This is a genomic window from Kribbella aluminosa, assembly GCF_017876295.1.
GTDB lineage: Bacteria > Actinomycetota > Actinomycetes > Propionibacteriales > Kribbellaceae > Kribbella > Kribbella aluminosa.
The window spans coordinates 3,040,415-3,067,153 of sequence record NZ_JAGINT010000001.1 but is presented as its reverse complement, the minus strand read 5'-3'; the positions used below and the strand labels follow the sequence as shown (position 1 = coordinate 3,067,153).

At 67.9% G+C, this 26,739-nt stretch carries 24 protein-coding genes; 7 read left to right on the top strand and 17 right to left on the bottom strand.

The window, feature by feature from the left end; genetic code table 11:
* Positions 1–48 precede the first annotated feature (48 nt).
* Positions 49–1,245 (top strand): glycosyltransferase 87 family protein, encoded by a 1,197-nt coding sequence (locus tag JOF29_RS14745; RefSeq protein WP_209694759.1) that lies wholly within the window; start codon positions 49–51, stop codon positions 1,243–1,245.
* A 341-nt stretch (positions 1,246–1,586) separates the two neighbouring features.
* Here the strand turns inward: JOF29_RS14745 and JOF29_RS14740 are convergent, their stop codons facing one another.
* A complete protein-coding gene (locus JOF29_RS14740) occupies positions 1,587–2,012 on the bottom strand; it encodes a nitroreductase family deazaflavin-dependent oxidoreductase (protein ID WP_209694758.1) in 426 nt (141 codons plus the stop codon).
* Between the two features lie 222 nt (positions 2,013–2,234).
* Here JOF29_RS14740 and JOF29_RS14735 point away from each other — a divergent pair, with 222 nt between their 5' ends.
* Entirely contained in the window at positions 2,235–3,077 is an 843-nt protein-coding gene (locus JOF29_RS14735) for an alkaline phosphatase family protein (RefSeq protein ID WP_307863334.1), read from the top strand.
* A gap of 79 nt (positions 3,078–3,156) precedes the next feature.
* A complete protein-coding gene (locus JOF29_RS14730; RefSeq protein WP_209694757.1) occupies positions 3,157–4,089 on the top strand; it encodes an aldo/keto reductase in 933 nt (310 codons plus the stop codon).
* A 4-nt stretch (positions 4,090–4,093) separates the two neighbouring features.
* On the opposite strand, the gene JOF29_RS14725 is transcribed toward JOF29_RS14730, so the two are convergent.
* From JOF29_RS14725 to arfA, 4 genes are read right to left on the bottom strand one after another with little or no spacing between them, the layout of a single operon-like run.
* Positions 4,094–4,999 (bottom strand): carbohydrate ABC transporter permease, encoded by a 906-nt coding sequence (locus JOF29_RS14725; RefSeq protein ID WP_307863333.1) that lies wholly within the window; start codon positions 4,997–4,999, stop codon positions 4,094–4,096.
* Positions 4,996–5,889, bottom strand: a complete 894-nt coding sequence (locus JOF29_RS14720) for a carbohydrate ABC transporter permease (RefSeq protein WP_209694756.1) — start codon at positions 5,887–5,889, stop codon at positions 4,996–4,998. The genes JOF29_RS14725 and JOF29_RS14720 overlap by 4 nt, the downstream gene beginning before the upstream one ends.
* 7 nt (positions 5,890–5,896) lie before the next feature.
* Positions 5,897–7,237: an ABC transporter substrate-binding protein gene (locus JOF29_RS14715; protein ID WP_209694755.1), complete on the bottom strand. Its 1,341-nt coding sequence runs from the start codon at positions 7,235–7,237 to the stop codon at positions 5,897–5,899.
* 22 nt (positions 7,238–7,259) lie between these two features.
* Positions 7,260–8,762, bottom strand: coding sequence for an arabinosylfuranosidase ArfA (arfA, locus tag JOF29_RS14710; RefSeq protein WP_209694754.1), 1,503 nt, complete (start codon positions 8,760–8,762; stop codon positions 7,260–7,262).
* 119 nt (positions 8,763–8,881) lie between these two features.
* Between arfA and JOF29_RS14705 the strand changes: the two genes are divergently transcribed.
* Entirely contained in the window at positions 8,882–9,907 is a 1,026-nt protein-coding gene (locus JOF29_RS14705; RefSeq protein ID WP_209694753.1) for a LacI family DNA-binding transcriptional regulator, read from the top strand.
* 29 nt (positions 9,908–9,936) lie between these two features.
* Here JOF29_RS14705 and JOF29_RS14700 read toward each other — a convergent pair whose 3' ends face one another.
* Both JOF29_RS14700 and JOF29_RS14695 read right to left on the bottom strand, forming a co-directional pair.
* A complete protein-coding gene (locus JOF29_RS14700) occupies positions 9,937–10,371 on the bottom strand; it encodes a nitroreductase family deazaflavin-dependent oxidoreductase (protein ID WP_209694752.1) in 435 nt (144 codons plus the stop codon).
* A 70-nt stretch (positions 10,372–10,441) separates the two neighbouring features.
* A complete protein-coding gene (locus JOF29_RS14695) occupies positions 10,442–10,873 on the bottom strand; it encodes an Lrp/AsnC family transcriptional regulator (protein WP_209694751.1) in 432 nt (143 codons plus the stop codon).
* Positions 10,874–11,014: 141 nt separating this feature from the next.
* Between JOF29_RS14695 and JOF29_RS14690 the strand changes: the two genes are divergently transcribed.
* From JOF29_RS14690 to JOF29_RS14680, 3 genes are read left to right on the top strand one after another with little or no spacing between them, the layout of a single operon-like run.
* Complete coding sequence (locus tag JOF29_RS14690) at positions 11,015–12,187, top strand: trans-sulfuration enzyme family protein (RefSeq protein ID WP_209694750.1); 1,173 nt, start codon at positions 11,015–11,017, stop codon at positions 12,185–12,187.
* A complete protein-coding gene (locus tag JOF29_RS14685) occupies positions 12,184–13,470 on the top strand; it encodes an amidohydrolase family protein (RefSeq protein WP_209694749.1) in 1,287 nt (428 codons plus the stop codon). The genes JOF29_RS14690 and JOF29_RS14685 overlap by 4 nt, the downstream gene beginning before the upstream one ends.
* Positions 13,467–14,303 carry a PhzF family phenazine biosynthesis protein gene (locus JOF29_RS14680; protein ID WP_209694748.1) on the top strand — a complete coding sequence of 279 codons (837 nt, stop codon included), beginning with the start codon at positions 13,467–13,469 and terminating at the stop codon, positions 14,301–14,303. The genes JOF29_RS14685 and JOF29_RS14680 overlap by 4 nt, the downstream gene beginning before the upstream one ends.
* 15 nt (positions 14,304–14,318) lie before the next feature.
* Here JOF29_RS14680 and JOF29_RS14675 read toward each other — a convergent pair whose 3' ends face one another.
* The 10 genes from JOF29_RS14675 to JOF29_RS14630 all read right to left on the bottom strand — a co-directional run bounded on the left by JOF29_RS14675 (position 14,319) and on the right by JOF29_RS14630 (position 26,705).
* Positions 14,319–15,416, bottom strand: coding sequence for a glycoside hydrolase family 172 protein (locus JOF29_RS14675; RefSeq protein WP_245357595.1), 1,098 nt, complete (start codon positions 15,414–15,416; stop codon positions 14,319–14,321).
* Between the two features lie 18 nt (positions 15,417–15,434).
* The gene (locus tag JOF29_RS14670) at positions 15,435–16,286 is read right to left on the bottom strand and encodes a carbohydrate ABC transporter permease (protein WP_209694747.1); all 852 of its coding nucleotides are present in this window, start codon (positions 16,284–16,286) and stop codon (positions 15,435–15,437) included.
* 2 nt (positions 16,287–16,288) lie between these two features.
* Complete coding sequence (locus JOF29_RS14665; protein WP_209694746.1) at positions 16,289–17,170, bottom strand: carbohydrate ABC transporter permease; 882 nt, start codon at positions 17,168–17,170, stop codon at positions 16,289–16,291.
* Positions 17,167–18,465 (bottom strand): ABC transporter substrate-binding protein, encoded by a 1,299-nt coding sequence (locus JOF29_RS14660; RefSeq protein ID WP_209694745.1) that lies wholly within the window; start codon positions 18,463–18,465, stop codon positions 17,167–17,169. The genes JOF29_RS14665 and JOF29_RS14660 overlap by 4 nt, the downstream gene beginning before the upstream one ends.
* Before the next feature lie 85 nt (positions 18,466–18,550).
* Positions 18,551–19,582: a LacI family DNA-binding transcriptional regulator gene (locus JOF29_RS14655; protein WP_209694744.1), complete on the bottom strand. Its 1,032-nt coding sequence runs from the start codon at positions 19,580–19,582 to the stop codon at positions 18,551–18,553.
* Between the two features lie 105 nt (positions 19,583–19,687).
* Complete coding sequence (locus tag JOF29_RS14650; RefSeq protein WP_209694743.1) at positions 19,688–20,590, bottom strand: aldo/keto reductase; 903 nt, start codon at positions 20,588–20,590, stop codon at positions 19,688–19,690.
* 40 nt (positions 20,591–20,630) lie between these two features.
* Entirely contained in the window at positions 20,631–23,096 is a 2,466-nt protein-coding gene (locus tag JOF29_RS14645; RefSeq protein ID WP_209694742.1) for a glycosyl hydrolase family 28-related protein, read from the bottom strand.
* Positions 23,093–25,078, bottom strand: a complete 1,986-nt coding sequence (locus JOF29_RS45290) for a heparinase II/III domain-containing protein (RefSeq protein ID WP_209694741.1) — start codon at positions 25,076–25,078, stop codon at positions 23,093–23,095. Before JOF29_RS45290 ends, JOF29_RS14645 begins: the two co-directional genes overlap by 4 nt.
* Positions 25,075–25,929 (bottom strand): amidohydrolase family protein, encoded by an 855-nt coding sequence (locus tag JOF29_RS14635; protein WP_209694740.1) that lies wholly within the window; start codon positions 25,927–25,929, stop codon positions 25,075–25,077. The genes JOF29_RS45290 and JOF29_RS14635 overlap by 4 nt, the downstream gene beginning before the upstream one ends.
* Entirely contained in the window at positions 25,926–26,705 is a 780-nt protein-coding gene (locus JOF29_RS14630) for an RraA family protein (RefSeq protein WP_209694739.1), read from the bottom strand. The genes JOF29_RS14635 and JOF29_RS14630 overlap by 4 nt, the downstream gene beginning before the upstream one ends.
* Between the last annotated feature and the right edge of the window lie 34 nt (positions 26,706–26,739).

The following is a 26,739-nucleotide window of genomic DNA, read 5'->3' as shown; positions in this document are numbered from 1 at the left end:
TCCGGCCCGGCGAGGATGCTGGAGGTGTTGATGCGGGGGAGAACCGGGTTGACAAAGCAAAGCTGGCTAAGGGTCTCGGCCGTACTTGCCTGTCTGGCGGTCAGTGTCCTGCTGCCGTTGTTGTGGGATCGCACAGGGGCGGATCTGATGGTCTACCGCCTCGCCGGCGACACGATGCTGACCGACCCGGCGACGCTCTACTCGGTACGGCTGCCGACGCTGTTGCTGCCGTTCACCTATCCGCCGTTCGCCGGTCTGGTCTTCGTACCGTTCGCTCCGCTGCCCTGGCGACTCGCCTACTGGGTCTGGATCGTCTGCTCCGTCGCGGCTGTGTGGGTGGTCGTCCGGCACGCGCTGCACCGGCGGACTCGGACCGCGGTCATGGTGCCGGCAGTCGCCGCCTGTGTCCTGACGGAGCCGGTACGCGAGACGTTGTCGTACGGTCAGATCAATCTCTTCCTCTGCGCGCTGGTCATGTACGACGTGCTCGACCGGAAGCACCACGGCCGCGGCGTCTGGATCGGGATCGCGGCGGGGATGAAGCTGACGCCGCTGGTCTTCGTCGCGCTGCTCCTCGTCACCAGGCAATGGCGCGCCCTCAGGTATGCGTGTGCGGCCTTCTGCGGCACGGTACTGATCGGCTTCGCAGCGGCACCAGGCGCATCCTGGCAGTACTGGACGCGGCTGGTCTTCGACTCCGGCCGGATCGGCCCGGCGGAGTTCGCCGGCAATCAGTCCTGGAACGGCCTGTTCGTCCGGCTCGGCGCGCCCTCCGGCGGATCGGCGTGGATGGTGGCGGTCCTGGCAACCGTGATCGTCGGCCTCTGGCTGAGCCGGCGGCTGTACGACCAAGGGCAACCGCTGGCGAGTCTCTCGGTCTGCGCGACGATGGGGCTGCTCTGCGCTCCGATCTCGTGGAACCACCACTGGGTGTGGATGATCCCGCTGGGCGTTGCCCTGACGAGAGTCGTGTCCGCCGATCGGCCGCTCCTCAGGGCCACGGTGGCTGCCGGCTGGTTCGGCTTCTTCATCGTCGCCCCCTTCCGGTGGGTGCCCCGAAGCGCCGGCCGCGAGTATGCCTGGACACTGGGGCAGCATTTCGTCGGCAACGCATACCTGATCGCTGCCCTCGCGGCTGTCGCCGTACTGGCCATCTCGAGCATGCGGGTTCGCCGGCCGGAGTTGGTCAGCGGAGTACGGCTGCCAACAGGTCCGAGCCGAGCGTTGCCAGGTCGGGGACGTTGACGGTGTAGCGGACGTAGCCGCCCTCGCGTTCGGAGGCGAGGGGGTGGCGCGGCGGAGGAAGGTGACGCCGGCGCCGGTGGTCGCAGCAGGTCGTTCTTCACCCGCAGATCGGTCGCGAGTTGTACGGCGACGCCCGCCCAGGCAACGTCGAAGAAGGCCTCGGCCTCCCTGAGCCGCTCTCGCCCCGGCTCACCTCCTCGGCCGCGCCCTCTCCCGCTTCCAACTCTCGACAGGCTTCAGCCTCGCCGTCTCCCCCGCGGTCATCACCACCCTCGCCTCCCACAGCGAGGCCACCTTCTGGCTCCCCCTCACGGCGGCAACCCTCCTCGCCGCCGCACGCCTCAGGGCTCGAGTACCACCACGGGGATCTGGCGATCGGTACGTCGCTGGTAGCGCTCGTAGCCTCCGTGGATCTTGATGATCCTCGCCCACAGCGCTTCCCGCTCGGCTCCTGTTGCGGTACGGGCGTGCACAGATCGGGTGCGGCCGCGCAGCAGCACCTGTACGTCGGGGTTCGCGCGCAGGTTCCGGTACCAGGCGGGGTGGCGGTCGTCGCCGCCGAACGACGCCACCAGCACGATGCGCTCGTCGTCGGCGATCGGCGCGGTCAGCATCGTCGTACGCCGCTGACCGGTCTTCCGCCCGACCGTCACGAGCCCGACCATCGGCATCCCCATCGCCCGGCCGAACACCCGCCCCTTCGACCGGAAGAACACCGCGACGTGCAGCCTCGTCGAGAACTTGTACAGCACGTCCTTGATCCGCATCTCCACCCCTCCACCGCAACTCCGAGTTGCGACACTCACGATCGCACATCGCCGGGGAGGTCGACCCGCACCTGTTGAGCTGGTGGCGTAGCTGAGAGGATCCTCAGGATTTACCGACCGTGTTCACCTGGTGTCGGAGTGTCGTTCGAGGCATGGTGGGTTGGTCGTCGGCGTCGTACCGAACGCTGGCGTCCAACCGTTCGCTCCCGAAAGGAGTTCCTGGTGCGCATCCTCCGCCCCGTAGTCGCACTCGCCTCGATCGTCGGTCTCTGTACGCCGTTGACCGCAACAGCACCCGCTGTCGCGGCCGGTGGTGTGCCGCGGCCGGATCATGTCGTGATCGTGCTGTTCGAGAACACGTCCGCCGGATCGATCATCGGCAACCCTCAGGCGCCGTACTTCAACCAGCTCGCCACGAGCGGAGCGAACTTCACCAGCTCGTACGCGATCGAGCACCCGAGCCAGCCCAACTACCTGGACCTGTTCTCGGGCTCGAACCAAGGCGTCACCGACGATTCCTGCCCGCACAGCTTCTCGACCGACAACGAAGGCGCTCAGCTGATCGCCAAGGGCCTCACGTTCGCGGGCTACTCGGAGAACCTGCCGTCCACCGGGTCGACCGCGTGCACATCCGGGCGCTACGCCCGCAAGCACGCACCGTGGGTCAACTTCACGAACGTGCCGGCGGCGGACAGCAAGCCGTTCACCGCCTTCCCGACGGACTACAGCCAGCTCCCCACGGTGTCGTGGGTCATCCCCAACCTGTGCAACGACATGCACGACTGCTCGGTCGCGACCGGTGACAGCTGGCTCAAGAGCCACCTGGACGGGTACGTGCAGTGGGCCAAGACGCACAACAGCCTGCTGATCACGACGTTCGACGAGGACGACCACACGAGCGGCAACCGGATCGCGACGATCTTCAACGGCCAGCAGGTCAAGGCAGGCAGCTACAGCGAGCGGATCGACCACTTCCGAGTACTGCGCACCGTCGAGGACATGTACGACCTGCCGCACGCCGGCGCCGCCGCCAACGCGGTACCGATCACCGACAGCTGGAACTGACCACCCGGCCGGAGGAGGCTCCGGTGGTGTGGACGTAGGCTCGCGTCGTCATCGGCACAACGACCCGTAAGGACCCTCGATGAAGACCGTGCCTCTCGGCACCACCGACCTCGCCGTCCCGAACGTCACCCTCGGCGTGATGCGGATCGGCGACAAGACCGACGACGAGATCCGCACCCTCGTCCGCACCGCCCGCGACGCCGGCATCGACTTCTTCGACCACGCCGCCGTGTACGGCGGTGCGCTGCACGGCGCCGAGGAGCGGTTCGCGGAAGCGCTCCGGCTGACGTCCTCCGAGCGCGCCGAGATCACCCTCCAGACCAAGGCCGGCATCGACCCGGCCGCTGGGTACGACTCCTCCTACGAGCACCTCGTCGCCTCCGTCGAGGACTCGCTGCGGGCGCTGCGCACCGACTACCTCGACGTACTCCTCATCCATCGCCCCGATGCCCTCGTCGAGCCCGCCGAGGTCGCGCGCGCCTTCGACGACCTGGCGGCGGGCGGCAAGGTCCGTGCCTTCGGGGTGTCCAACCACACGCCGCTGCAGATCGAGCTGCTGAAGACCGCCGTACGGCAGCCTCTCGTGGTCAACCAGCTGCAGCTGTCACTCACGCACGCGCCGATCATCGCGCAGGGAGTCGCGGCGAACATGGCCGGCCTCGACCAGTCCGTCGTGATCGACGGCGGCGGCGTCCTCGACTACTGCCGCATCCACCGCATCACGGTCCAGGCCTGGTCCCCGTTCCAGGCCGGCTTCTTCACCGGACCGTTCCTCGGCTCCCCGGACTACCCGGAGCTGAACGCCGTGATCGACCGCCTCGCCGAGCAGTACGACGTACCGCCGATCGCGATCGCGACCGCCTGGATCACGCGGCACCCCGCACAAATGCAGGTCGTCCTCGGCACCACCACGCCCGAACGCGTAGCGGGCGCCGCACAAGGCTCCGACGTCCCGCTGACCCGTGCAGAGTGGTACGAGCTCTTCAGGGCGGCGGGCCACCAGGTGCCCTGAGCGGTCAGCCCTTCAGTCCGCTGTTGGCGACCCCCTCGATGACGTAACGCTGGACGACGACGTACAGGATCAGCACCGGGATGGCGGCCAGGGTCGCGCCCGCCATGACGACCGGGTAGTCGGTGGTGTAGGCGCCCTGCAGTGTCGCCAGGCCCGGTGCGAGCGTCATCTTGTCCGGGCTGAACAGCACGAACACCGGCCAGACGAAGTCGTTCCAGGCTCCGAGGAAGCTCAGCACCGCCAGCGTCACCAGGGCCGGCTTCGACAGTGGAAGCACGATCCGGGTGAAGATCGTCCAGGAGTTCGCCCCGTCGATCAGCGCACTCTCCTCCAGCTCCCGCGGGATCGCCAGGAAGAACTGCCGAAGGAAGAACACGCCGAACGCGTTGGCGGCTCCGGGCACCACCAGCGCCCAGATGCTGTCCAGCCAACCGAGCGTGCTCATCGTCAGGTAGTTGGGCATGAAGAAGATGAAGCCCGGGACGAACAGTGTCGCGATCAGTACGCCGAAGAGCAGTTTGCGCCCGACGAACTCCATCCGGGACAACGCGTACGCCGCCATCGAGGCGACGGCGACCACGAGCAGCATGTGCAGGACCGAGACCATCAACGAGTTGGCCAGCCACAGATACACCGGGTTCGCCGCGTCGGCGAAGATCAGGTGGTACGCCCGCAGCGTCCACTGGCCCGGCATGATGTGGATCGGGATCGACCTGGCATCGGTCTCGGTCTTGAACGTCGTCAGCAGCATCCACAGCAGCGGCAGGACGAAGATCAGCGAGATCAGCGTCATCGCGACGTACGTCAGCGGTCCGACGCGGGTCCGCGAATAGGCTCGCTGCCGGCGCCCCGCACCGCCGTCGGGCTGCGTCGTGGTCCGGTCGGCTGCCGCATCCTGAAGAGTCGTCACTTGCGCTCCCTCATCAGCAGGAAGTTGGCGATCGACACCAGCGCCAGCGCGAGCGCGAGCACGTAGCTCATCGCGGCCGCCGTACCCATCCGGAAGCCCCGCAGACCTTCGTTGGTCATCGCCATGATCGCGGTCGTCGTACTGTCCCCCGGCCCGCCGTGGGTCAGCAGGTACGGCTGGCCGAACAGGTTCGCGCTGGCCAGGATCGTCGTGGTCAGCACGAACACGAACACGTTCCGCAGACCCGGCAGGGTGATGTGCCGGAACTGTCCCCAACGACCGGCGCCGTCGAGCTCCGCCGCCTCGTACAGCTCCTGCGCCAGGGACTGCAGCCCGGCCAGGAAGATCACCGCGTTGAAGCCGATCGTCCACCAGATCGTGGTGATCAGGATCGTGATCCACGCCTGCGGCTGGCTCGACAGCCAGGCGACCTTCGGCAGCCCGATCCCGGAGAGCAGGCCGTTGACCAGGCCGACCTCCGGGTCGAACAGGTACCCGAACAGGACACCGACCACGGCGACCCCGAGCACGAACGGCGTGAAGATCACGGCGCGGAAGAACGTCCGGCCGGGGAACTTCCGGTTCAGCAGCAGCGACAACCCCAGCGGGACCGTGACCAGGAACGGCACGCTGATCAGGACGAACAGGAACGTGTTCTGCATCCCGTTCCAGAACGGCTGGAAGATCACCGATCCGGAGTCGAAGAGGTCACGGTAGTTCTGCAACCCCACCCACGGCTTGCCGGGCAGCATGAAGTCCCAGTTGTGCAGGCTCATCCAGACGCCACGGATCGCCGGCCAGATCAGGAACGTCAGCATCAGCAGGACGAACGGGGCGACGAACAGGTACGGCGTCCACGGTCGATAATGCCGCAGCGCGGTCCGACTCATGCCCGGCTCACCCGTACTTCTTCTTGTTCGAGGTCAGGATCTGATCGCCCTTCTGCGCCGCGTTGCGCAGGGCCTGGTCGATCGGCTGCTTGCCGGTCATCGCCAGGCTCACGGCCTTCGTCCACTCCGGGTCGGTGTCGGACATGCCCGGCACGTTCGGCGGGAAGTGCGCCCAGTCGATCATCTTCTCGAACTGCTTGACCTCGGTGTACTTCGCGAAGTCCGCGGACTCCCGGACGGACTTGCGCGCCGGCACCATGCCGGCCTCGGCCCAGCCGACCGAGTGCTGGCTCATCCAGTTGATGAAGAACCGCGACGCAGCGGCCTTGTCCTTGTCGTCCTGCACCTGGCGCGGCAGCGTGAAGCAGTGCGAACCGGCCCAGGTCTGCTGCTCGGAACCGAGCACCGGGATCGGCGCGCAGCCCCAGTCCAGGCCCTTCGTCGTCTTGCAGGGCGTCACCATCCACGGACCGACGATCATGAACGCCGACTTGTTGTTGCTGAACGACACCCAGTCGCCGTCACCGGCGGCGTTCTGCGGTGAATGGCCCTGATCGATCAGGCTCTTGAAGAACGTGATCGAGTCGATCGCCGGCTGATCACCGAAGCCGGTCTTGGTACCGTCGTCGCTGATCATGTAGCCGCCGTTCTGGAAGATCATCGACTGGGCGACCAGCCCGCCGATGCTCAGTGCGCTCACCCAGAAACCCTGGACGCCCTTGGACTTGCACTTGTCCAGGACCGCCATCAGCTCGTCCTTGGTGGTCGGCGGCTTGGCCGGATCGGCACCGACCTGGGACAGCACCTTCTTGTTGTAGTAGAGCCCCGCCGGGTGGATGTCGAGCGGGATCGCGTACTGCGAGTCCTTGTAGTGCGCCGACTTCCAGACCGCGTCCGCGTAGTCGGCGGCCGTCAGGTTGAGGCCGTTCACCACGTCGTCGATCGGCTGAATCACCCGCCGGGCGCCGTTGGTCGCGATGTCCGCGGTGTGCATCAGGCAGATGTCCGGAGCCTTGCCGCTCTGCACCGCGGCCGGCAGCTTCTGGAAGAGATCGGCCCACGCGATCGACGTGGTGGTGACCTTGATCTTCGGGTTCGCGGCCATGAAGTTCGCGACCAGCTTCTTCATCACCGGGCCGTCGCCGCCGGTCAGACCGTTCCAGTACTGCAACTCGACGTTCGGGCCGTCGTACCCGTCCGCGCCGCCCTTGCCGGTCGCGGGCGCTGCGCCGGCCGGGCCTGGCCCGTGGCTGCCGCCGCAAGCGGTGAGCGTCAGACCGGCCGCGGCGGCGCCGGCGGCACCGAGCAGCGTCCGGCGGCCGAGCCGCACAGGATCTGGTGCATTCATCGTCAGGACCTTTCTGAGGGGATCAACGGCTCGTGAGCCGAATGCAGTGCCACGACGCCGGCGGCAACGTGACCTCGAGGTTGCTACCGGCAACTGCGGAGACGCCCGGGTGCGGGACCACCCGGTCCGGTGCGTCCTCGGAGTTGACGGCGTTGCGGTCGTCCTCGGCGAGGGTCAGGTGTTCGACCAGCCGGAGGTCGCCGAACGCGCCGAGCCGGACCGTCCAGGAGGCGGCGTCGGTCAGCGACCGGTTGACCGCGAAGACCGCGAGGTCGCCGGACTCGGCGTCGTACGTCGCGACGGCCCAGACCTGTTCGACCTCGCCGTACGCCGGTGTGTCGATCCGGCCGTGGTCGCCGGCGAGCACGAGTACCGTGCCGCGCGCATGCCTCGCGGTCAGCGCGAACGGATGGAAGATCGTCTGCCGCCACGCGGTCCCGCCCTCGACGGTGAGGATCGGGGCGATCGCGTTCACCAGTTGCGCCTGGCAGGCCACTCCGACTCGATCGGTGTTGCGCAGCAGCGTGATCAGCAACGATCCGACCACGACCGCGTCGAGCGCGTTGTAGACGTCCTGGATGAGCTCGGGTGCCTCGGACGCCTCGGTCCGCTCCACCTCCTGCTCTCCGTGCCGCGCGGCGAACCAGACGTTCCATTCGTCGAACGACACGTTGATGCGCTTCTCCGAACGCCGCATCGCCGCGACGTGGTCGGCGGTCGCGACCACGTCCCGGATGAAGCGGTCCATGTGCGTCGAGGCGGCCAGGAACGACACCTCGTCGCCGCCGACCGGCTCGTAGTACGCGTGCGCGGAGATCAGCTCGACGTCGTCGAAGCAGTGCTCGAGGACGACGCGTTCCCACTCGCCGAACGTCGGCATCGTGGTGTTCGAGGAGCCGCAGGCGACCAGCTGGAGGTCCGCGTCGAAGGTCTTGTACGCCCGCGCGACCTCCTGTGCGACGCGCGCGTACTCCAGCGGGGTCTTGTGCCCGATCTGCCACGGGCCGTCCATCTCGTTGCCGAGGCACCAGAGCCGGACGTCCCAGGGCTTGGCGTAGCCGTTGCCGACCCGCTGGTCGGCATACCGCGTCCCGGCCGTGCCGTTGACGTACTCCAGATAGTCGACCGCCTCGGCCAGGCCGCGGTTGCCGAGGTTGACGGCAAGCATCGGCTGGATGCCGACACGGTTGCACCAGGCAAGGAAATCGTCGGTGCCGACCTGGTTGGTCTCGATCGAACGCCAGGCCAGGTCGAGCACCCGCGGCCGCTGGTCGCGCGGCCCGACGCCGTCCTCCCAGCGGTAGTTCGAGACGAAGTTGCCGCCGGGGTAGCGCACGACGGTGGCGCCGAGCTCGCGCACCAGCGCCGCGACGTCACCCCGGAACCCGTCGGCGTCGGCGGTGGGATGGGCAGGTTCGTAGATCCCGGTGTAGACGCACCGACCGAGATGCTCGACGAAGGTTCCGAACAGCAGCGAATTGACCTGACCGACGGTGAACGCCGGATCGATCGTGGAAGTGATCATGGACCGTCCTCACACGAGGTTCCAACGATGTAACGCCCGCGGTGCGTGAAGTTTGCAACGGGTGCAAACAGCCTGTCAACGGCTCGGCCACCAGAAATCTTCATCGTTAGAATCCCTGTATGGCCGTGAGGTTGCGCGATGTCGCCGTACAGGCCGGCGTCTCGGTGCGAACTGTCTCGAACGTCGTCAACGGGAAACCGCATGTCCGGCCCGCGACCAGAGCCCGCGTCCTGGAGGCGATCACCGCACTCGGATACCGGCCGAACCTCTCCGCACGCCAGCTCAAGTACGGCCGCGGCGGCTTCCTCGCTCTCGTCGTCCCCGAACTCGAGGCGCCGTACTTCGCCGAACTCGCCGCGCTCTTCACGCAGGTGTGCGTCGAACGTGGTTACCTGGGACTGCTGGAGAGCACCGGCGGGACCCGGCACCACGAGCAGCTGGTACTGCGCGGCGCGCAGACCCACATGATCGACGGCATCCTGTTCTCACCGCTGAGCCTGTCCGGTCCGGAGCTGGCGGAACGCTCACCGAGCCAGCCGATGGTGCTGCTCGGCGAGCGCGAACCGCCGCCAGGCTGGTCGCGCGTCGCGGTGGACTCGGTGGCGGCGTCGCGCGCCGTGACCGAGCACCTGATCGCCACCGGCCGCAAACGGATCGCGGTCATCGGGCACTGGGAACACGACCGGACCATCGGCACGGGGCTGCTGCGCTTCCGCGGCGTGATCGACGCACTCGACGCCGCGGGCCTGGCCTTCGACCGGCAACTACTGCTGGGCGTCCGCAAGTACGACCAGGAATCCGGCCGCCGGGCGATGTCGACGCTGCTCGAGTGCGACGAACGTCCGGACGCCGTCGTCTGCTTCAACGACCTGATGGCTCTCGGCGCGATCCGGGCCTGTTACGAGGCCGGCGTGGCAGTTCCGGACGAGATCGCGATCGCCGGTTTCGACGGGATCCGGCAGGCCGCGTTCAGTACGCCGTCGCTCACCACGATCACGCCCGACGTGGAGGCGCTGGTCCGCAGCGCGGTCGGACTCCTGACCGACGGCTGCGACGACGGCGTACAGGTCGACGTACCGTGGTCACTGACGATCCGCGAAAGTACCGCCGGCCGCTCACCTCGGGAGAAGTTCCAGCTCTCGTAGCAGCAGCCCCGGTTGCGCCGTGGAGTTCCTCAGCTGAGGGGTTTCGGGCGGAGTTCGACGAGTGCGATCGGTCTGGTGGTTTTGGTTTGGTACTCGCGGTACCTGTCGTGGTTGTTCTGGTTCACGAGATCCCAGCGGCGGGCGTAGTCGGGGTCGTCGGGCAAGGTCGGGCGGGCTGTGACGGCGTACCGTCGGCGGCCGACCTGGATCTCGCAGTTCGGGTCGGCCTCGAGGTTCAGCAACCAGGCCGGCGGTTTGTCCGACCCGCCCTTGGATGCGACCACCAGGTAGGCGTCGCCGTCCCGGGCATAGGTGAGTCCGTTGGTCCGCTGTACGCCGCTTCGCCGGCCGGTCGTCCGCAGCAACAATGTCGGGTTGCCGAACAGCAGCTTGTGGCCGAGGAGCCCGTCGGTGTGCTCGTAGATCCATTGGTGCACCCGAAGGATCTGACTGAACATGCTCATACTCCCAGGATGGCTCAAGTCCTCGGCTTCGACGAGCCCGCCACACCCTTGTCCCGCGGGTGTCTCGCCCTCAGCCCAGCGTCTTCATCGTGACGTAGCTCGTGACCGTCGCCACCGCGGGCAAAGCCGCGAGCTGGTGGGCGTGGAATTCCTCGTAGGCCGGAAGATCGGCGACCTCGACCTGCAGCAGGTAGTCGAAGTTGCCCGTGACGTGATGGCAGTACACGACCTCGGGCAGCTCGACGACGGCACGTTCGAACGCGGCGACGTCATCACGCGCGTGCCGGACCAACCGGATACCGGCGAGCACCCGGAGCCCACGTCCGATCGCGGCGGGATCGATGAGCGCCCGGTAGCCGCGGATGACCCCGGCCCGCTCGAGCCGTTGCACGCGGCGCAGGCACGGCGACGGCGACAACCCGACCCGGGCTGCCAGGTCGGCGTTGCTGATCCGGCCGTCCGTCTCGAGTACGCCGAGGATCGCGCGATCGACTTCGTCCACGCGGCAGATTATTGCGCAACAGACACCACTAGCACATCGTTCGCTTCGCCGAGTTGAGCAATTTGCTGCCAAAGTTGCCCAGATCGGCTCCTGCCGCTGCAGCGCTCGGCCAAGCTGATGCCGTCGAGAAAGGAGCGCACGATGACCGGGAACAGCACGATCGCGGTCCATGCCGACCGCGAGGTCCATCCGAGCCGGGCGGTCGCGCGGCCGATCTACCAGACCGCGGCCTTCGGCGCGGAGGACGGCGAACGCTTCGCGCAGGTCGCCGTCGAGCGGCGGGGCCATGACTTCTACACCCGTTACGGCAACCCGAACCACGCACAGGTCGCCGCCGTGGTCGCGGAACTGGAGCACACCGAGACCGCGATGGTCACCGCGTCCGGGATGGCCGCGCTCACCACCGCGGTACTCGCACTGGTGTCGGCCGGCGACCACGTGATCGGGCAGAAGTCGACGTACGGCGGGACCGCGTCGGTACTGATGAACCTGCTGCCGCGCCTCGGCGTGGAGACGACGCTGGTCGACCAGACCGACGTCCACGCGTTCGAGAAGGCGCTGACGTCGCGGACCCGCCTGATCCTGGTCGAGTCGCCGAGCAATCCGCTCCTGCAGGTCACCGATCTGCCCGCCGTCGCGGAGCTGGCCCGGGCACACGGCGTACTGACGCTCGCCGACAACACGTTCGCGACCCCGGTCAACCAGCAGCCAGTTGCCTTTGGCATCGATCTCGTCTGGCACAGCGCGACGAAGTACCTGAACGGCCACTCTGACGTATCCGCCGGTGTGCTCGCGGGCCCGGCCGAACTCCTGGACCGGATCTGGGATGTCGGCGTGCTGACCGGCGCCGTCCTCGGACCGATCGACGCGTGGCTGCTGCTGCGCGGACTGCGGACTCTGCCGCTACGGATGGAACGGCACAACGCCAACGGCCAGGCACTCGCCGAGGCGCTGAACGAGCACCCAGCAGTCACCCGGCTGCACTATCCCGGCCTGGAAACGCATCCGCAGCACCTGCTCGCGAAGAGCCAGCTGAGCGGCTTCGGCGGCGTCCTCGCGGTCGAGCTCGCCGACGGGTTCGAGGCGGCGGACGCATTCCTTGGCCGGCTGCGCTACGCGCGCCGGTCGGCCAGCCTCGGCGGCGTGGAGTCGCTCGCCGTCCACCCGGCTTCCATGTGGCGCGGGATGCTCAGCGACGAGCAGATCGCGGATTCCGGCGTACCGCTCGGACTCGTCCGGCTGGCCGCCGGCACCGAGGACACGGCCGACCTGGTGGCCGACGTACTGAACGCAGTGGAGGCGCTCGACCGATGAAGACCCTCATCACCGGTGGCGGTGTGATCAGCATGGACGCCGCGATCGGCGACATCGAACGCGGCGACGTGCTGATCGAGGACGGCGTCATCGTCGACGTGGCCGCGCGGATCGACCTACCGGACACCGGGACGACAGGGACGACCGAGGTGATCGACGCGTCCGACCGGGTCGTGATGCCGGGGTTCGTCGACAACCACCGGCACACCTGGCAGACCGCGTTCCGCGGGGTCGGCGCGGACTGGACGTTCGCCGACTACGCCGCTGTGATCCACGGGATGCTCAAGCCGCAGTACCGGCCCGAAGACGTCTACATCGGCAACCTGTTCGGCCGGGTCGAGGCGCTGAACTCCGGTGTGACCACGATGCTCGACTGGTTCCACGCCGCGCAGACGCCCGAGCACGCCGACGCCGCGATCGCCGGACTGCGGGCCGCGCCCGGCCGCTCGATCTTCTGCTACGGCGCCGGCTACCGCACCGATCAGCCCGTCGACACCGAGGTACGCCGGGTGCGCGCGCTGCTCCCCGACGACGCGATGGCGCTCGGCCTGCGCGGACCCGACGAGACCACGATGGCGAACGTCCGCGCCGACCTCGAACTGGCGGACGAGCTCGGTCTGCGGGCAAGCGTGCACGTCGACGGCCTCGACGGGCACCGCCCGATCACCGCCCTGCACGAGCACGGCCTGCTCCGCGCGACCACGACGTACGTCCATGCCAACGGGCTGACCGACGAGGAGATCCGGCTGATCGCGGACTCGGGCGGCTCGGTCTCGATCAGCCCGGACGTCGAACTGAAGATGGGATTCGGGCAGCCCGAGACCGGGCGGATGCTCGCGGCCGGACTCCGGCCGACGCTGTCCGCGGACGACGTACCCGCGGCGGCCGGCGACCTGTTCGCCACGATGCGGACCGCGTACGCCGCCCAGCGCGGACTCGACGGCGGACTGACATCCCGCGACCTGCTCGCCTTCACCACCGTGAACGCCGCCGACGCGTGCGGTCTCCCGACCGGCAGCCTCTCCCCCGGCAAGGCCGCCGACGTGATCCTCCTGCGCACCGACGACCCGGCCGTCTTCCCGTTCAACAACCCGGTCGGCACGATCGTCACCGCCGCACATCCCGGGCTCGTCGACACCGTTCTCGTCGCCGGGCGCGTGGTGAAGCGTGCGGGCCAGCTCCTCGGCGTCGACCTGCCCGCTCTCAGGACCCGCCTGCTGGAGTCCCGCGACCACGTCGCCGTCGCGGCCGGCTTCCCCGTCGACGGAACCTGGCACCGATGACGCGCCCGTTCTGGCAGGTCGACGTGTTCTCCCCGACGCCGTACCTCGGCAATTCGGTGGCCGTCGTACTCGACGGCAACGAACTGAGCACCGACCGGATGCAGCAGGTGGCACGCTGGACGAACCTGTCCGAGACCACCTTCGTCCTGCCGCCGACCACCACGGACGCGGACTACCGGTTGCGGATCTTCACACCCGGCGGCGAACTCCCGTTCGCCGGACATCCCACCCTCGGCTCGGCGCACGCCTGGCTGGAGAACGGCGGCACTCCGCGGTACGCCGATCGCGTCGTCCAGGAATGCGCAGCCGGCCTGGTCGTGGTGCGGCACGCCCAGGACAGGCTGTCGTTCGCCGCTCCCCCGACGGTCCGCGACGGGCCGCTCGACGAGGAGTACCTCGACCGGATCGGCACCGCGTTCGGCATCACCCGCGACCGGATCCTCGCCCACCAATGGGTCGACAACGGCCCCGGCTGGGCCGTCGTACGGCTTGGCAGCGCCGACGAAGTACTCGCGCTCGAACCCGACCTCTCGCGGATCCCCGACGCCATGATCGGTGCCATCGGCCCCTATCCCGAGGGATCCAGGCACGCGTTCGAACTCCGCACCTTCGCACCCGGCGCCGGCGTACCGGAGGACCCGATCTGCGGCAGCATGAACGCCTCGGTCGCCCAATGGCTCATCACCACCGGCACCGCACCCGCCACGTATCAGGTCTCGCAAGGCACACGCCTCGGCCGCACCGGCACCGTACACATCACCACCGACCCGAGCGGCACCATCTGGATCGGCGGCACCACGGCCACGCTGATCCGCGGCACGATCACGGTCTAGACATCACTCGGAGGTTTAGCGTGGCCAGCGGTGGCGGGCTGGGGGGAGGGGTGGGAACGGTTCGTTGCGCTGCTGTTGGTACCAGTACGCGGTGGTGGCGAGGTCGTCCTGGCGTTCGAACAGGCCATGGTCCCAGGCGCCGATCTGTTGAAGCGTGACCTTCAGGCGGCGTTCGAAGTGGATCGGATCGGGCAGGTGCCATCGGTACAGACCGTGCATCGGCAGGGCTTCTGTGGCGAACGGCGAGGCTTTGGTCCGGTCGCGCGTCGAGTGGAACGGGTACCCGCAGTACGGCGCACTGAACGTGAGGATCTCCGGATCGGGTGTGGAGCGGAGCTCGTCCTGGAAAGCCCAGGCACCGCCGGCGTAGTCCTCGAGGCCTGTACTGCAGAGCGTGGGGAATTCCTCGTCCTCGTCGAGGAAGAACTTCACCTCCCCTTCGCCCCACCAGTAGCGGTGCAGCGAGGTGAGGGCGATGTACGTGCCGACGTACGTACCGCGGCCGGCCACGCCGTCGAGGACGACGTGGTCCGTGCCGAGTGGCGCCGTACCGTCGGAATGCCGCCATTGGGCGTGCAGGTACGGCGTCTCCGCGGAGTGGGCGTCACCGACGGTGTAGTCGATCTGGTAGAACACCGCCGGTACGTCGCCCGCGTGCTGGCTCTCGACGGTGATCCGTGCACCCTCCCGGAAGGGCATCGGCAGGTAGCAGTTCATCCCACCGGTCGGAGCCACCACGATGGGTACCGAGGTGACGAGTGCCCGGGTCGCGAACCCGTTGCAGAAGAAGTCCCCGAGCGGAACCTCGATCGACGGATCGCCGGCGCCGTCCCAGTAGGCCCGCAGGACCAGGTCACGCAGTACGAAAGGCCCACTCTCGGTGCTGTCGGCAACGGTCAGCCAGATGTGCCGGATCGTACCCGGCCCTTCGATCTCGGCCAGTGTCACGGTCTCGCCGGCCGCGAGCCGTACGGCCGGCGACCCTTTGCGCCCGGCGCCGAGCGCCGACGCGGTCCGGGCGGCCGCACCGCGCGCGCCGGTCGGATTCTCCGCGTTGATCGAGCGGCTGCGGACACCGGGTATCGAGACTGGGACACCGAGGGTGGAAAACAAATTGATGGTCCTTTCGGGCTATTTGACGGCGCCGGCGGTGACGCCGCGGTTGAGGGTGCGCTGGAAGATCAGGAAGAAGACCAGCGTCGGGAGCAGCGACAGCAGGGAGCCGGCGTTGAGTACGGTGATGTCGATCGAGTGTTGGCCGCGCAGCGTCGACAGCGCGATCGGGACGGTCTGGGAGGACTGGTCGGCGAGCAGCACGACCGGGATGTAGAACTCGTTCCAGGTCCAGATGAAGAAGAACACGATCAGCACGGAGAGGGTCGGTCGCAGGATCGGCAGGACGATCCGCCAGAGGATCTGCCACCGGCCGGCGCCGTCGATCGCGGCCGCCTCGAGGATCTCCTTCGGCATCGTGCCCATCAGGCTGGCGAGCAGATAGGTGCCGAAGGCCCCTTGCAGTACGACGAACACGATGATGACCGACCACACCGTGTTGAAGGTATGCGTCGCCTGGGCGCCGTAGAACAACGGGTAGATCAGCGCCTCGTGCGGCAGCATCGTGGACAGCAGCAGTACGGCGAGGATCAGCCCGCTCCCCCGGACCCGGCCGACCCCGATCGGGTACGCGCTGAGCAGACTGAGCGCGACCCCGCCGAACGCGACCAGCGTCGAGATCAGCACCGAGTTCCACAGTGCGAGCGGGAAGTCGACCAGCGACAGATAGTTGCTGAACGCGTCGAGGCTGAGGCTGCGCGGCCAGGCGATCGGCCCGTGGCTGGAGTAGTCGGCACCGGTCTTGAAGGCGTTGAGCACCATCAGGAGGAACGGCGAGGACATCACCAGGGCAAGCAGCCCGGCCAGGACGAGGACGACCCAGGTCAGCGGGCGGCGCCGGGTCCGGTTGCCAGCGGCAAGCATCGACATTGTCAGGCCCTCCGTTCCGAGCGGCGCTGCCAGCCGAGCAGTACGGCGGCGACGCCGAAGATGACGACCGACATCACGGTCGCGATCGTGGAGCCGTACCCGACCTGGGACAGCTCGAAGAAGTTCCGGTAGGCGTAGTACGAAGGAACCAGCGTCGACCCCTCCGGACCGCCACCGGTGAGGATCAGGATCGGCGCGAACACCTTCAGCGCGGCGACCGTCGCGGTCAGCACCACGATGAAGATCTCCGGCCGTACCGTCGGCAACGTGATCGCCCCGAACTGCCGCCACCAGCCGGCCCCGTCGATCGCGGCCGCCTCGTACAACTCAGGATCGACCCGGGACAGCGCGGCCATGAAGATCACCAGCGGGTACCCGAGCTGCAGCCAGACCAGCATCAGCATGACCGAGTACAGCGCGAGGTTCGGACTGCCCAGCCAGTCCGGCGGATCACTCACCCCGACCGAGCGCAGGAACGTGTTGATCGACCCGCTGCCCGGATCGAGGATCCAGCTCCAGATGAACCCGGCCACCGCGATCGGCAGGATCTGCGGAAGGTAGTACGTCGCCCGCAGGAAACTCGCCGCCCGGGCGCCGAAGCGCTTACCGAGATAGTCGACCAGCGTTGCCGCGAGCAGGATCCCGAGACCCGTGGGAATCACCACGATCGCGACGATCATGAACACCGAGTTCCGGAACGACAGCCAGAAGTTCGCGTCGTGCAACAGGTCGCTGTAGTTCCCCAGGCCGTTCCAGTGCAGCGGCGCGATCCCGCCCTTCCACCGGAAGAAGCTGAGCACCACGTTCGCGGCGAACGGTACGGCGACGACCGCGGTGAACCCGAGGCCGATCGGTAGCAGGTACCACCAATAGCCACGTTTCATCGTTTGGTGCCGTCGTCGTAGAACTTCTGCAGGGCGTCGAGGTACTGCGCCGCCGTCTCGTTCCTGTTCGACATCGCTTGCATGTGCGTCTGGATGAAGTCCAGGAAACCCGGCACCGGATAGTCCGGGTAGAACGACAGCGTGTCGGCCTTCACCAGTTGGTCGAAACGCTCGGTGAACTGGCGCGTGACCGGATCGGTGATCTTCGCGGTGTCACCGGCCAACGGCAACCCGCCCTGCTGGCCGATCACGTTCTGCACCTCGGGACTCAGCGTCGTGTTGATCCAGTCGTAGGCCAGATCCTTGTTCTTCGCCTTCGCCGGCACACCCCACAGGTGCCCCGACGACCCCATCGACAGCTGCGCACCCGGCAGCGTGAAGTAGCCCCAGCCGAACTTCGCGTCCTTGCGGATCCGGGCGAACTCGCCGTTGTTCCAGATCAGCATCGCCGTCTTCCCGCTCAGGAAGTTCACCGTGGCCTGCTCGAACGACAGCCCGCCGAGCTTGTCCCCGACGTACCCCTTGTCGATCCACTGCTGGAACTTGTCCGCCCCGTCCTTCCACGGACCCGAGTGGAAGTCGACCGGCGCCTTCACGAACATGAAGTCGTCGACCTGCTGCCGCGTCGCCAGCGCCGAGACCAGCGAGTACCAGATCCACATCTGGTTGAAGCCCTGGCTGGTGTTCGCCGAACTGGAGATCGGGATCTGCCCAGCCGCCTTCAGCTTGTCCATCGCGGCCTCGAACTCCGCGAGCGTCGTCGGCAGCTTGGTGATCCCGGCCTGCTGGAACTTCGCTTTGTCGTAGTAGAACATCACGTACTCACCGATGTTCGGCACGCCGTACCAGTCGCCGGAGCCGGCGTGCCCGTTCTCGTCATACTTCGCGAACGCCGCCATCGACCCGGTGACCTTCTTGTCCCAGCCGTACTTCGTCACCTGATCGGTGAGCGGCTCCAGCAGCCCCTGCGCGGCCAGCTGACCGCCGTCGGCGTTGCCCTTGTTGAACTCGACCACATCCGGTACGTCGTTACCGGACAGCGTGATCTTCGCGTTCTGCCGGAACGCGTCGAAGCTGGTCTGCTGGAACTCGACCTTCACGTCCGGGTGCTTGGCCTTGAAGATCTCCAGCGCCTTCTGCCAGCCCTGGCCCTGAGCGGTCGACGGCGTCTCGTACTGCACGATCTTGAACGTCTTGCCGGCCTCTCCCCCCGATCCACCACCGCACCCGGCGGCACCAGCGAGCAGTACGACGGCCAGGCCCGCGGCAATACGGGCTTTCAGCGTTGCTTTCACGACAGACTCCTTCAGGGCGTGACTGACCGACCCAGCGGCACAGCTGTGCGCAGGGTGCGGTTACGGTGTTGTCAACGGGGCGGTGTCATCCGGGTGGTGCGACGGACAATCGTTCGACCAACGGACAGGGCATCAGCCGGTGGGCCGGTGCACCACTGTCGCCGGTGAGGCCGCGGCTGCGGGCGATGGCCTGTTGGGCCGCCCACTCCCCCATGGCACGATGCGGCAACTGGATCGTGGTCAACCCGGGAAGCATGCTCTCGGCAACGAACTGGTGATTGTCGAAGCCGACGATCGACAGCTCCCGCGGAATCTCCAGGCCGAGCTGCTGCGCGACCTGATAGAACCCCATCGCGATCTTGTCGGAGAAACAGAACACCGCCGTCGGCCGGTCGGTGCGGCCGAGCAGCTCGTACGCCGCTGCCCGGCCCGCCTCGGCGCTCGGAACGGCCGCTTCCACGACCAGCGCCGGATCGACGTCGATGCCCGCTTCCCGCAAGGCCTTCTCGTACCCGGTACGCCGCAACTCGCGCGCGACGAACACCGGATCGGTGACGTTGCAGAACGCGATCCGGTGGTGCCCGGCCGCGATCAGCCGCTCCGTCGCGGTCCGTGCCCCGCCGACCTCGTCCGGTACCACCCAGTCCGCCCGGGCGCCGGGATCCTTCGGCCGCCCGTCCAGGACGACGATCGGCAGCGCGTTCGGTACCAGCGGCAGCTCCACGTCCCGGTGGAACTCGGCCGCCACGACCAGAGCCTCGATGTTGCGTTGCAGCAGCGCCCTGGCCGCCGGCGCCTCCACCTCCGGATGTCCCACGGTGTCGATCAGCATCAGCAGGAATCCCTCGTCGGCCGCCGCAAGCTGCGCACCGGCCAGCATCTGGCCGGCGAACGGGATCGACGCCACGCCATCGGAAATCAGCCCGATGGTCAGCGACTGCTTGGTCTTCAGACCGCGAGCCAGCAGGTTCGGTACGTACCCCAACTCGGCCGCGACCCGCCGGATCTCCGCCGCCACCTCCGGCCGCACCCGGCCCCGGCCGCGCTCGTTGAGGACCAGCGACACCGAGGACACCGAGACACCCACCTGCTCGGCGATGTCGCGCAAAGTCACCATCTCAACCATCCGTCAAACGATTGCCGTCAACCACTTGCCGCGAGCTTGAACTCGTCAAACGCGTTGACGCAACCCCCCACCGAAACTCACGCCCGTCGGCCTGGCTCAGGCGCTGGCCAGGTCCGCCCACAGGGCCGACGGGAGCGGTGTGTCCATCCAGTGACGGTCCGCGGTGACCTCCGCGGGGGTGGTGGCGCCGATCAGGACGGTGGCGACGGCTGGATGCTGCAGCGGGAACTGGAGTGCTGCTGCTGGAAGCTCTGCCCCGAAACGGCGGCAGATCGTCTGCAGGTGTTGGGCCCGGGTCAGCACGTCTTGGGTGGCCGGGCGATAGTCGAACCGAGCACCGGGTGACGGGTCTGCCAGGATTCCCGAGTTGAAGACCGCAGCTGCGACCACCGCCACCTCGCGCTCGAGGCACAGGGGCAGGAGCTCCTCGCCGGCGCTTCTGTCCAGCAGGGTGTACCGGCCGGCCAGGAGGACCACGTCGAGATCGGCGCGCTGGACGAACCAGGTCGGCAGCGCGGGCCAGTTGACCCCGAGGCCGATGGCTCGTACGACGCCTTGGTCGCGCAGTTCCCGCAGTGCTGGGTATGCCTCGTCGAGCGCCTGTGCTCGGTACTCGTCCGGATCGTGAAGATAGACGATGTCGATTCGGTCCAGGCCGAGCCGTTGCAGGCTCTGTTCGAGAGATCGGCGGATGCCGTCGGCGGTGAAGTCGGCGATAGGTCTCCCATCGGTGAGCTGCCAGCCGACCTTCGTCGACAGGACCAGTTCCGCTCGGGGCTTGCTCTGTACGGCGCGGCCGATCAGTGTCTCGGACACGCCGTTCCCGTACCTGGGTGCGGTGTCGAAGTAGCGGATCCCCTCCGTCCACGCCGCGTCCACGACCGCGGCGACCTGTTCGCCGGACATCGCCTCGTACAGGCCGCCGAACGGTGCACCGCCCAGCGCCAGGCGGTCGACGGCAGGTCCTCCGTGCCAAAGTCCGCTAGCTGCACCGCTCATCAGACCTCCGGTATGGCTGCTGGGGGCGTCATCGGGCGGGTTAGACGGTGACAGTGTTGGTGCCGGCATCGGTGAGACCGCCGGCCGGGCCCTGATAGACCGAGTGGTCCTGGCGGGCCAGGATCTGGGTGTTGACCGTGGTCGTCGAGGTGATGGTGTTGTTGACGGCCAACGTTCGGGAGCCGAAGGTACCCAGCGGGTAGGGACTACTGGCCGGGGAACCGCCGACCCGGACTCCGAACGAAGCATTGCTGATCGTGTTGCGCGCAGCAACATTTCCGTACAGCAGCTGGGCTGCGGGGAGGGCGCCGGTGGGGGTGCCGTTGTCGGCCCACAGGATGCTGAGGTACGAGATGTGGCCGCCTGCGACCTGGTTGTCGTTGATCTGCGTGTAGAGGCACAGGTCCAGTAGTGGTTGCGCGTAGCCGGTGTTCATCCCGAAGAAGGCGATGCCGGCGCCGTCGGTACCCGGCGGGTTGGCCACCACCGCGCCGGTGATGTCGAAATTGTTGCCTGCGGCGATGCACAGGGCACTCGGACCGTAGTTGCCCAGGTACTTCGGACTGGCGGTGATCGTGTTGCCGACGTACAGCTGACGCTGATGGAGCACGGTCACCACGAAAACCGAGGTGGTGTCGGGGACGACGTCCCACGCCGTGTCGACGGTCAAGGCGCTTGTGGTGTTGCGCACGACCTTGCGCAGCTGGCCGGAGCCGGTGCCGGCGGTGATCACCACGGTCGCCCCGCGCGGATCGAGGTTGCTGGCCAGCGCGAAGGTGACGTCGGTCGTCTCGATCGTGGTCGCGGTGGCCGCGCTGGTGGTGAGCGCGCGACGGCCGCCTTGCACCGCGTTGAACTGATCGCCGACGATCGACTCCCCACAGTTGGTGGCCGGTTCACCGGCGCCGACGACGGTGTTCTGGCCGCAGTAGACGTCCTCCACCCCACCGGCGTCGGGTGTGCCGAACACCGACGCCGGTACCTTGAGGGCGCCGGTCTGCACGGCCCGGGCGTAGTAGTAGGTCGTCGACCCGCGCTGGAAGTTGTTACGTCGCACGGTCAGACGCTTGGCGCCCCAGACCTTGATGCCCGAGTCGTCGGCCTGCCGCTGCGGGCTGTTGCTCGCTCCCGCGGGCCGCGGGAAGAACAGCCGGAACGTGCTGTCCTGGATCCGGACATCGGTCACGGCGATCAGGAACGCACCGTTGGCGCAGTGGAAGTCGCAGTTGGAGACTGTCAGGTTGCGCGAGTTCTGGGCGATCAGCCCGTAGCAGCCGACGTACAACCAGACGTCTTGTGGATAGTCGACGTTCTCGACCCCGACGTCGGACAGCGTCACGTTGTGACGGCCATCGATTTCGACGCCGATGAGCCGGCGCTGGTTGGTGTCGAACGTGACTCCTGCGACGGTCACCGGAAGGTCGGACGGAGCCAGGTAAAGCATGCCTTTGTCGTCGGCCGCGGAGACGCCGTACGTGTCGGTGGCAGCGGAGCGCGGCATGCTCGGGCTGAAGACCGACGAATCACTCATTCGGATCGTCGTCACGGTCCGCCCGGCACCTCGGACGACGACCGGCCCCAGGCAGGCCCCGAGGTTCAGTTTGCCGGAGATCGTGTACGTGCCGGCGGGAACCGTCACCTGCGCTCCGGTGCTGCTGGCCGCGGCGGCGTTGAGGGCAGCCTGCACAGCGGAAGTCGAGTCCGCCACTCCGGTCGGATCGGCACCGTGATCGGCGACGACATCGATGGTCGTCGCCGGAGGAGCCGCCGGGGTGACGACGGCCAGGCTGAGGGACTGGTCGTGGCCGGGCGTCCCACCGTGACCGTTGGACACGCTGACGGCGTACGTGCCGGTGGCCGTCGACACGGGGATCTTGAACGTGACGTGATAGGGATCGGTGTCCACGATCGAGACGGACGACGCCGTCGAACCGGCCACCAGCTCGACCGTGGGAGCCGCGTTGTCCAGCGTCAGGTTGTCGCCGTACACCGTGACCTGATCTCCTGGAGAAGCCTGCTGTACGTCGAGGAACCAGGCCTGCGCGGCGTTCAGCAGGAACGGGGCGGAGTACGACGATCCGTCCGCCGACGACACGTAGATCGCGTACACGTCGGTCGGCGACGCGCTGGGGATGACCAGCGCGATGCTGTCATCCGTGACCGAGGGCACGGTGGTGGTCACCGCCGCGACCGGCGGCGTGGCCGGAATCGTCACGGTGCCGTTCGGTACCGGCCAGGCCCGCGCCGAGGCCGCCGAGCTGAATCCGGCACCGGCGATCAGGAAGGCCTCGCCCGAGCGTCCGGAGCGGACCTGGCGACTGTACAGAACGGGTGGCTGGTCGGCCGGCACCGTGTCCAACCGGACCGGAGCCGCGTCGGCCGTGGTCGCCGGCCACACACTCGCCGCGGCCGCACCGGCGGCAACCAGCCCGGCCGTGGTCAGGAACGATCGTCGGGAGACCGCCGAAACAGTCTGGGGTTTCGAGTCGGTCGAGGTGTTGGTCACTGGTCTCTCCTCGCAGTTGGTGGGGCGGAACGTGGTGACGGTTGACTGGTTTCGGCGGCGGATATCAGCAGCCGGTGGCTTCCCGCCCGGCCCGCTGTCCGGGCGGTCAGGGTGACCCGGTGGACCGCGCGACCCCAGACGCGGGTCAGCAGGTCGTCGGTCAGGTCGACGGTTTCGATCCGGGCGTCGAACCGGTCGTGGTCGAAGCGGGCCAGGAGCGGCCCGATGGTCAGTACGCCTGGCGCATCGCACCGGGCGGGAGTTGCTGTCATCAGGTGCAACGCGAGCTCGTCCGGATCGCGATCGAGATCCCATTGATCGTCGACACCGATCCACGGCTCGTCGCCGTCGCGCTGCAGCCGTACCGACCGCGACCACGACCTGACGCCGGCGGCCGACGGGTACGCCGGGCCGAGATCCAGCCGTAGCTCGGCACCTGCCCGATCGACCGTGGCGACGACCTGTGCCGCCCGATGGGCAGCGCCGTGGGCCTGTTCGACGCCGTCGACCGTGGGAAGGTTGTGGTAGCTGCTGCGCATCGTCCAGATGTCGTACCGCTCATCCGAAAAGGTCCGGGCCGTGTAGTTGCCCACTCCCACATCGATGATCACCGGCACTCCGTCATGGGCGACGATCCAGTTGCCGACGTCGTTGTGATTGTGGTTCTCGGCGTTGTGGCCGGCCTTCGCGGCCAGGAACAGTCCGGTGGCCGAGCCTGGGTGTTCGCGTGCAACCAGTACTTCGGTGTCCGGCATCCAGGCCTGGGCCGGGTAGGGGAAGTCGTCAACGGAGGTCGCTGCCCAGTCCGCGTCGAAGAGCACACCCAAGCTGCGTCCCAGCGAGGCGCCAGGAGTCACCGGCATCGGACAGCGACCGAACGGTCCGGCCAGTGCACGGGCGTGTGCGATCACGTCCGAGTCGCCGACCGCCCGCCCGAACCGGTGCAGCAGTCCAGGCACCACGGTCCCGGGCCGGGGAAGGGCGAACCCGTCGGCGAAGTTCACGTGCCAGGGGCCACCGATGTGCGCGACGACCGGGTATCGCGCGATTCGGCCCAGCAGCGGCAGAGCGAAGGCGTCGAAGGTTCCGGCGGTAGCGGCGTACAGGATCTCCATGCACTCGAACAGGGTGGCGCCGGCACACCACCAGTAGGTGATTCCTTCGTCGCATCCGCCGTCCGCCGGGACGTGAGCGAGATAGTGGTCCAACCCGCGCAGGATGCGGAGCACTGTCGCGACCAGGCCGCTGCTGTCCGACTCGACCAGGAGTGCGGCGGCCAGAACGTTGGAGTGGATCCAGGGGTTCCAGTTGTTGCCCGCGTCGTACCAGAAGGTTTCCGCCGCGTCCCGGTACGGAAGGAGCACCCGGGCCCGCACCTCACGATTGATGCGGTCGGCAACCATCGGGTGCTCGGTTCGCAGCACCGGCCCGAGTACGGACGCGGCGTACGCCAGCAGAGCTCCGGTCTCGGCGGCGAACAGGTCGAGGGTCGGCGCTTGCTGGTCGGGCAACGGACGCGGCTCGTGGGCCGGAAAGCACCACGAACTCTCCTCGCACAGCAACCAGATGCCGTCGATCGCCGACAGCAGGTACCGCGCGCGGTCGGCCGGAGAGGTGGCGAGGGCGGTCGCGAGTACGGTGCGGGCCAGCCGGTCCCGGCGTTGCAGGTACGGCGTCTCGAACAACTGCCGGTTGCCGTCGACACTGAACCGCAAGTACCCGGACGCCGTGAGCTCGGGCCATGGGGCGGCGTGCTCGTTCTCGACCTCGGCCAGGAGACGCTTCCCGAAGTCCTGGTCGACAGCCGTCCAGGCCGGTCGCTGGTTCACCGTTGGATACGGCTGCCATCGGCCGCCGGCGGTCAACGCGCGGGCCAGCTCGTCCGGAGGGAGCAGGCCCGCCAGCCCGGCGGCGAACCGGTTGCCACCGGATCGCCGATCCGAATCCGGCCCGGGCACGAGGTCACTTGTTCTGGGCGTCACAGGTCGTGTCCTTCGGAGAGGCCGGCAGGGATCAGCGGTTCGGGGGATACGGCCGCTCGGTAGACAGCGCGGGCCGTTGCGCCCATGACCTGCCGTACCACGGCGGAGTCGGCTCCCGCGTCGATCAGCGCCGTACGGGCCAACGCGAACGGGTCGCTGGTGCCGAGCAGAGCGACCGGCCAGTCCGAGCCGAACAGCAGACGTTCGGCGCCGACTGCCGTCAACAGAGTTGCCGTCGCCTCGGCCAGGAGTTCGCGGTCGGGCGTTCGCCCGCCAGGGCCCCGGGTGGTCAGGCCGGAGAACTTGTAGCTCACGTTCGTTGCTCCGGTTGTGGTGAGAGTGGCGAGCTCGCTCCGCCACGCGGTCCCGCCGACGACCAGGCCGGCCAGGTGGTCGAGCACCACTACCACCTCGGGATGCTGCCGGGCCTTCGAGACGACGGCCGGCACATCGACCGGATTCGCGAGGACATCGACAGTCAGCCCGGCCGATCCGGCCAGCCTGAGCAGGGACCGGGTCAGGGCAGCTGCGGGCACCCGGATTCCGACCAGCAGGTCTCCCCCGGGACCGGCGGCCAACGCCGCCAATCGGCCGGCCGCGGCGTCGCCGGACCCCAGCGACCCGATCACGCCGTACACCACGCTCCGACGCTCGTCGGCCAGCGCGAGCAGGTCGGCGGTCTCGGCCGGATCGGTCAGCGCCTGGACCAGGATCACCTCCTTCGCCGTACCGACGTAGTCGTCCAGCCCGAAGCTGCGCTGCAACACCGCCGCAGTGATCCAGTCGTACGGGCGGCGGCTCAGGTCCCAGACGTGCACATGCGCATCGAGGACAACCGCCAGACCAATCACTGGCCGGCCTTCCAGGACTGGTACTCGTCCCAGTTCGACTCGGAGACCGGGTAGTAGTCGGCCAACCGGCCGCCCTCCTCGATGCGGAGCCGGGAGAACCGCTCCCATTCCTCGTGTTCCAGTGAGGTTGTCGCGACCTCGGATGCCAGCGCCTTCGGCACGACCACCGCACCGTCCTCGTCGGCGACGATGGCATCGCCGGGCAGGACCAGCGCACCGCCGGCAGCGATCGGTACGTCGTACGCCCAAGGGAACAGTTCGGACTGAGAGGCGTAGTTCGGTGTCACGCCGGTGCACCAGAGCGGTACGCCGAGGGCACGGACCGCTGAGGCGTCCCGGATGCAGCCGTCGACGACGATCCCGGCCCCGCCCCGCTTGCGGAAATACCGAACCAGCATCTCCCCCAGGCAGCCGGTGGTGCTGCTGCCGTTGGCCTGCACCACCAGCACATCACCCGGCTGGATGGTCTCCAGCACAGCCCACAGAGCAGTACCCCGCTCGACGGTCTCCTGGGCCAGACCGGAGTAGACGTCCTCACGTTGCGGCATGAACTGCAAGGTGACCGCCGGACCGGCGATCCTGGTCTCGGTGCGCGGCTCCAACGGGCGCGGCCCGTCGATGAAGGCGTTCCGGATTCCGGCGGAACGCAGTTTCGCGCTGGCAGTGGCGGCGCTCAGGTCGCCAAGGGCGCGGACGTGGCCGGGATCGGCGCGGTGGAACTCCGGGCCGTGGACCGGAATCGGCCAAGCCGCAGCGGCTTCAGTTTGTGCAGTCATCGGTACGGCGCATCCTTCTGTTGTAGGGCGGCGT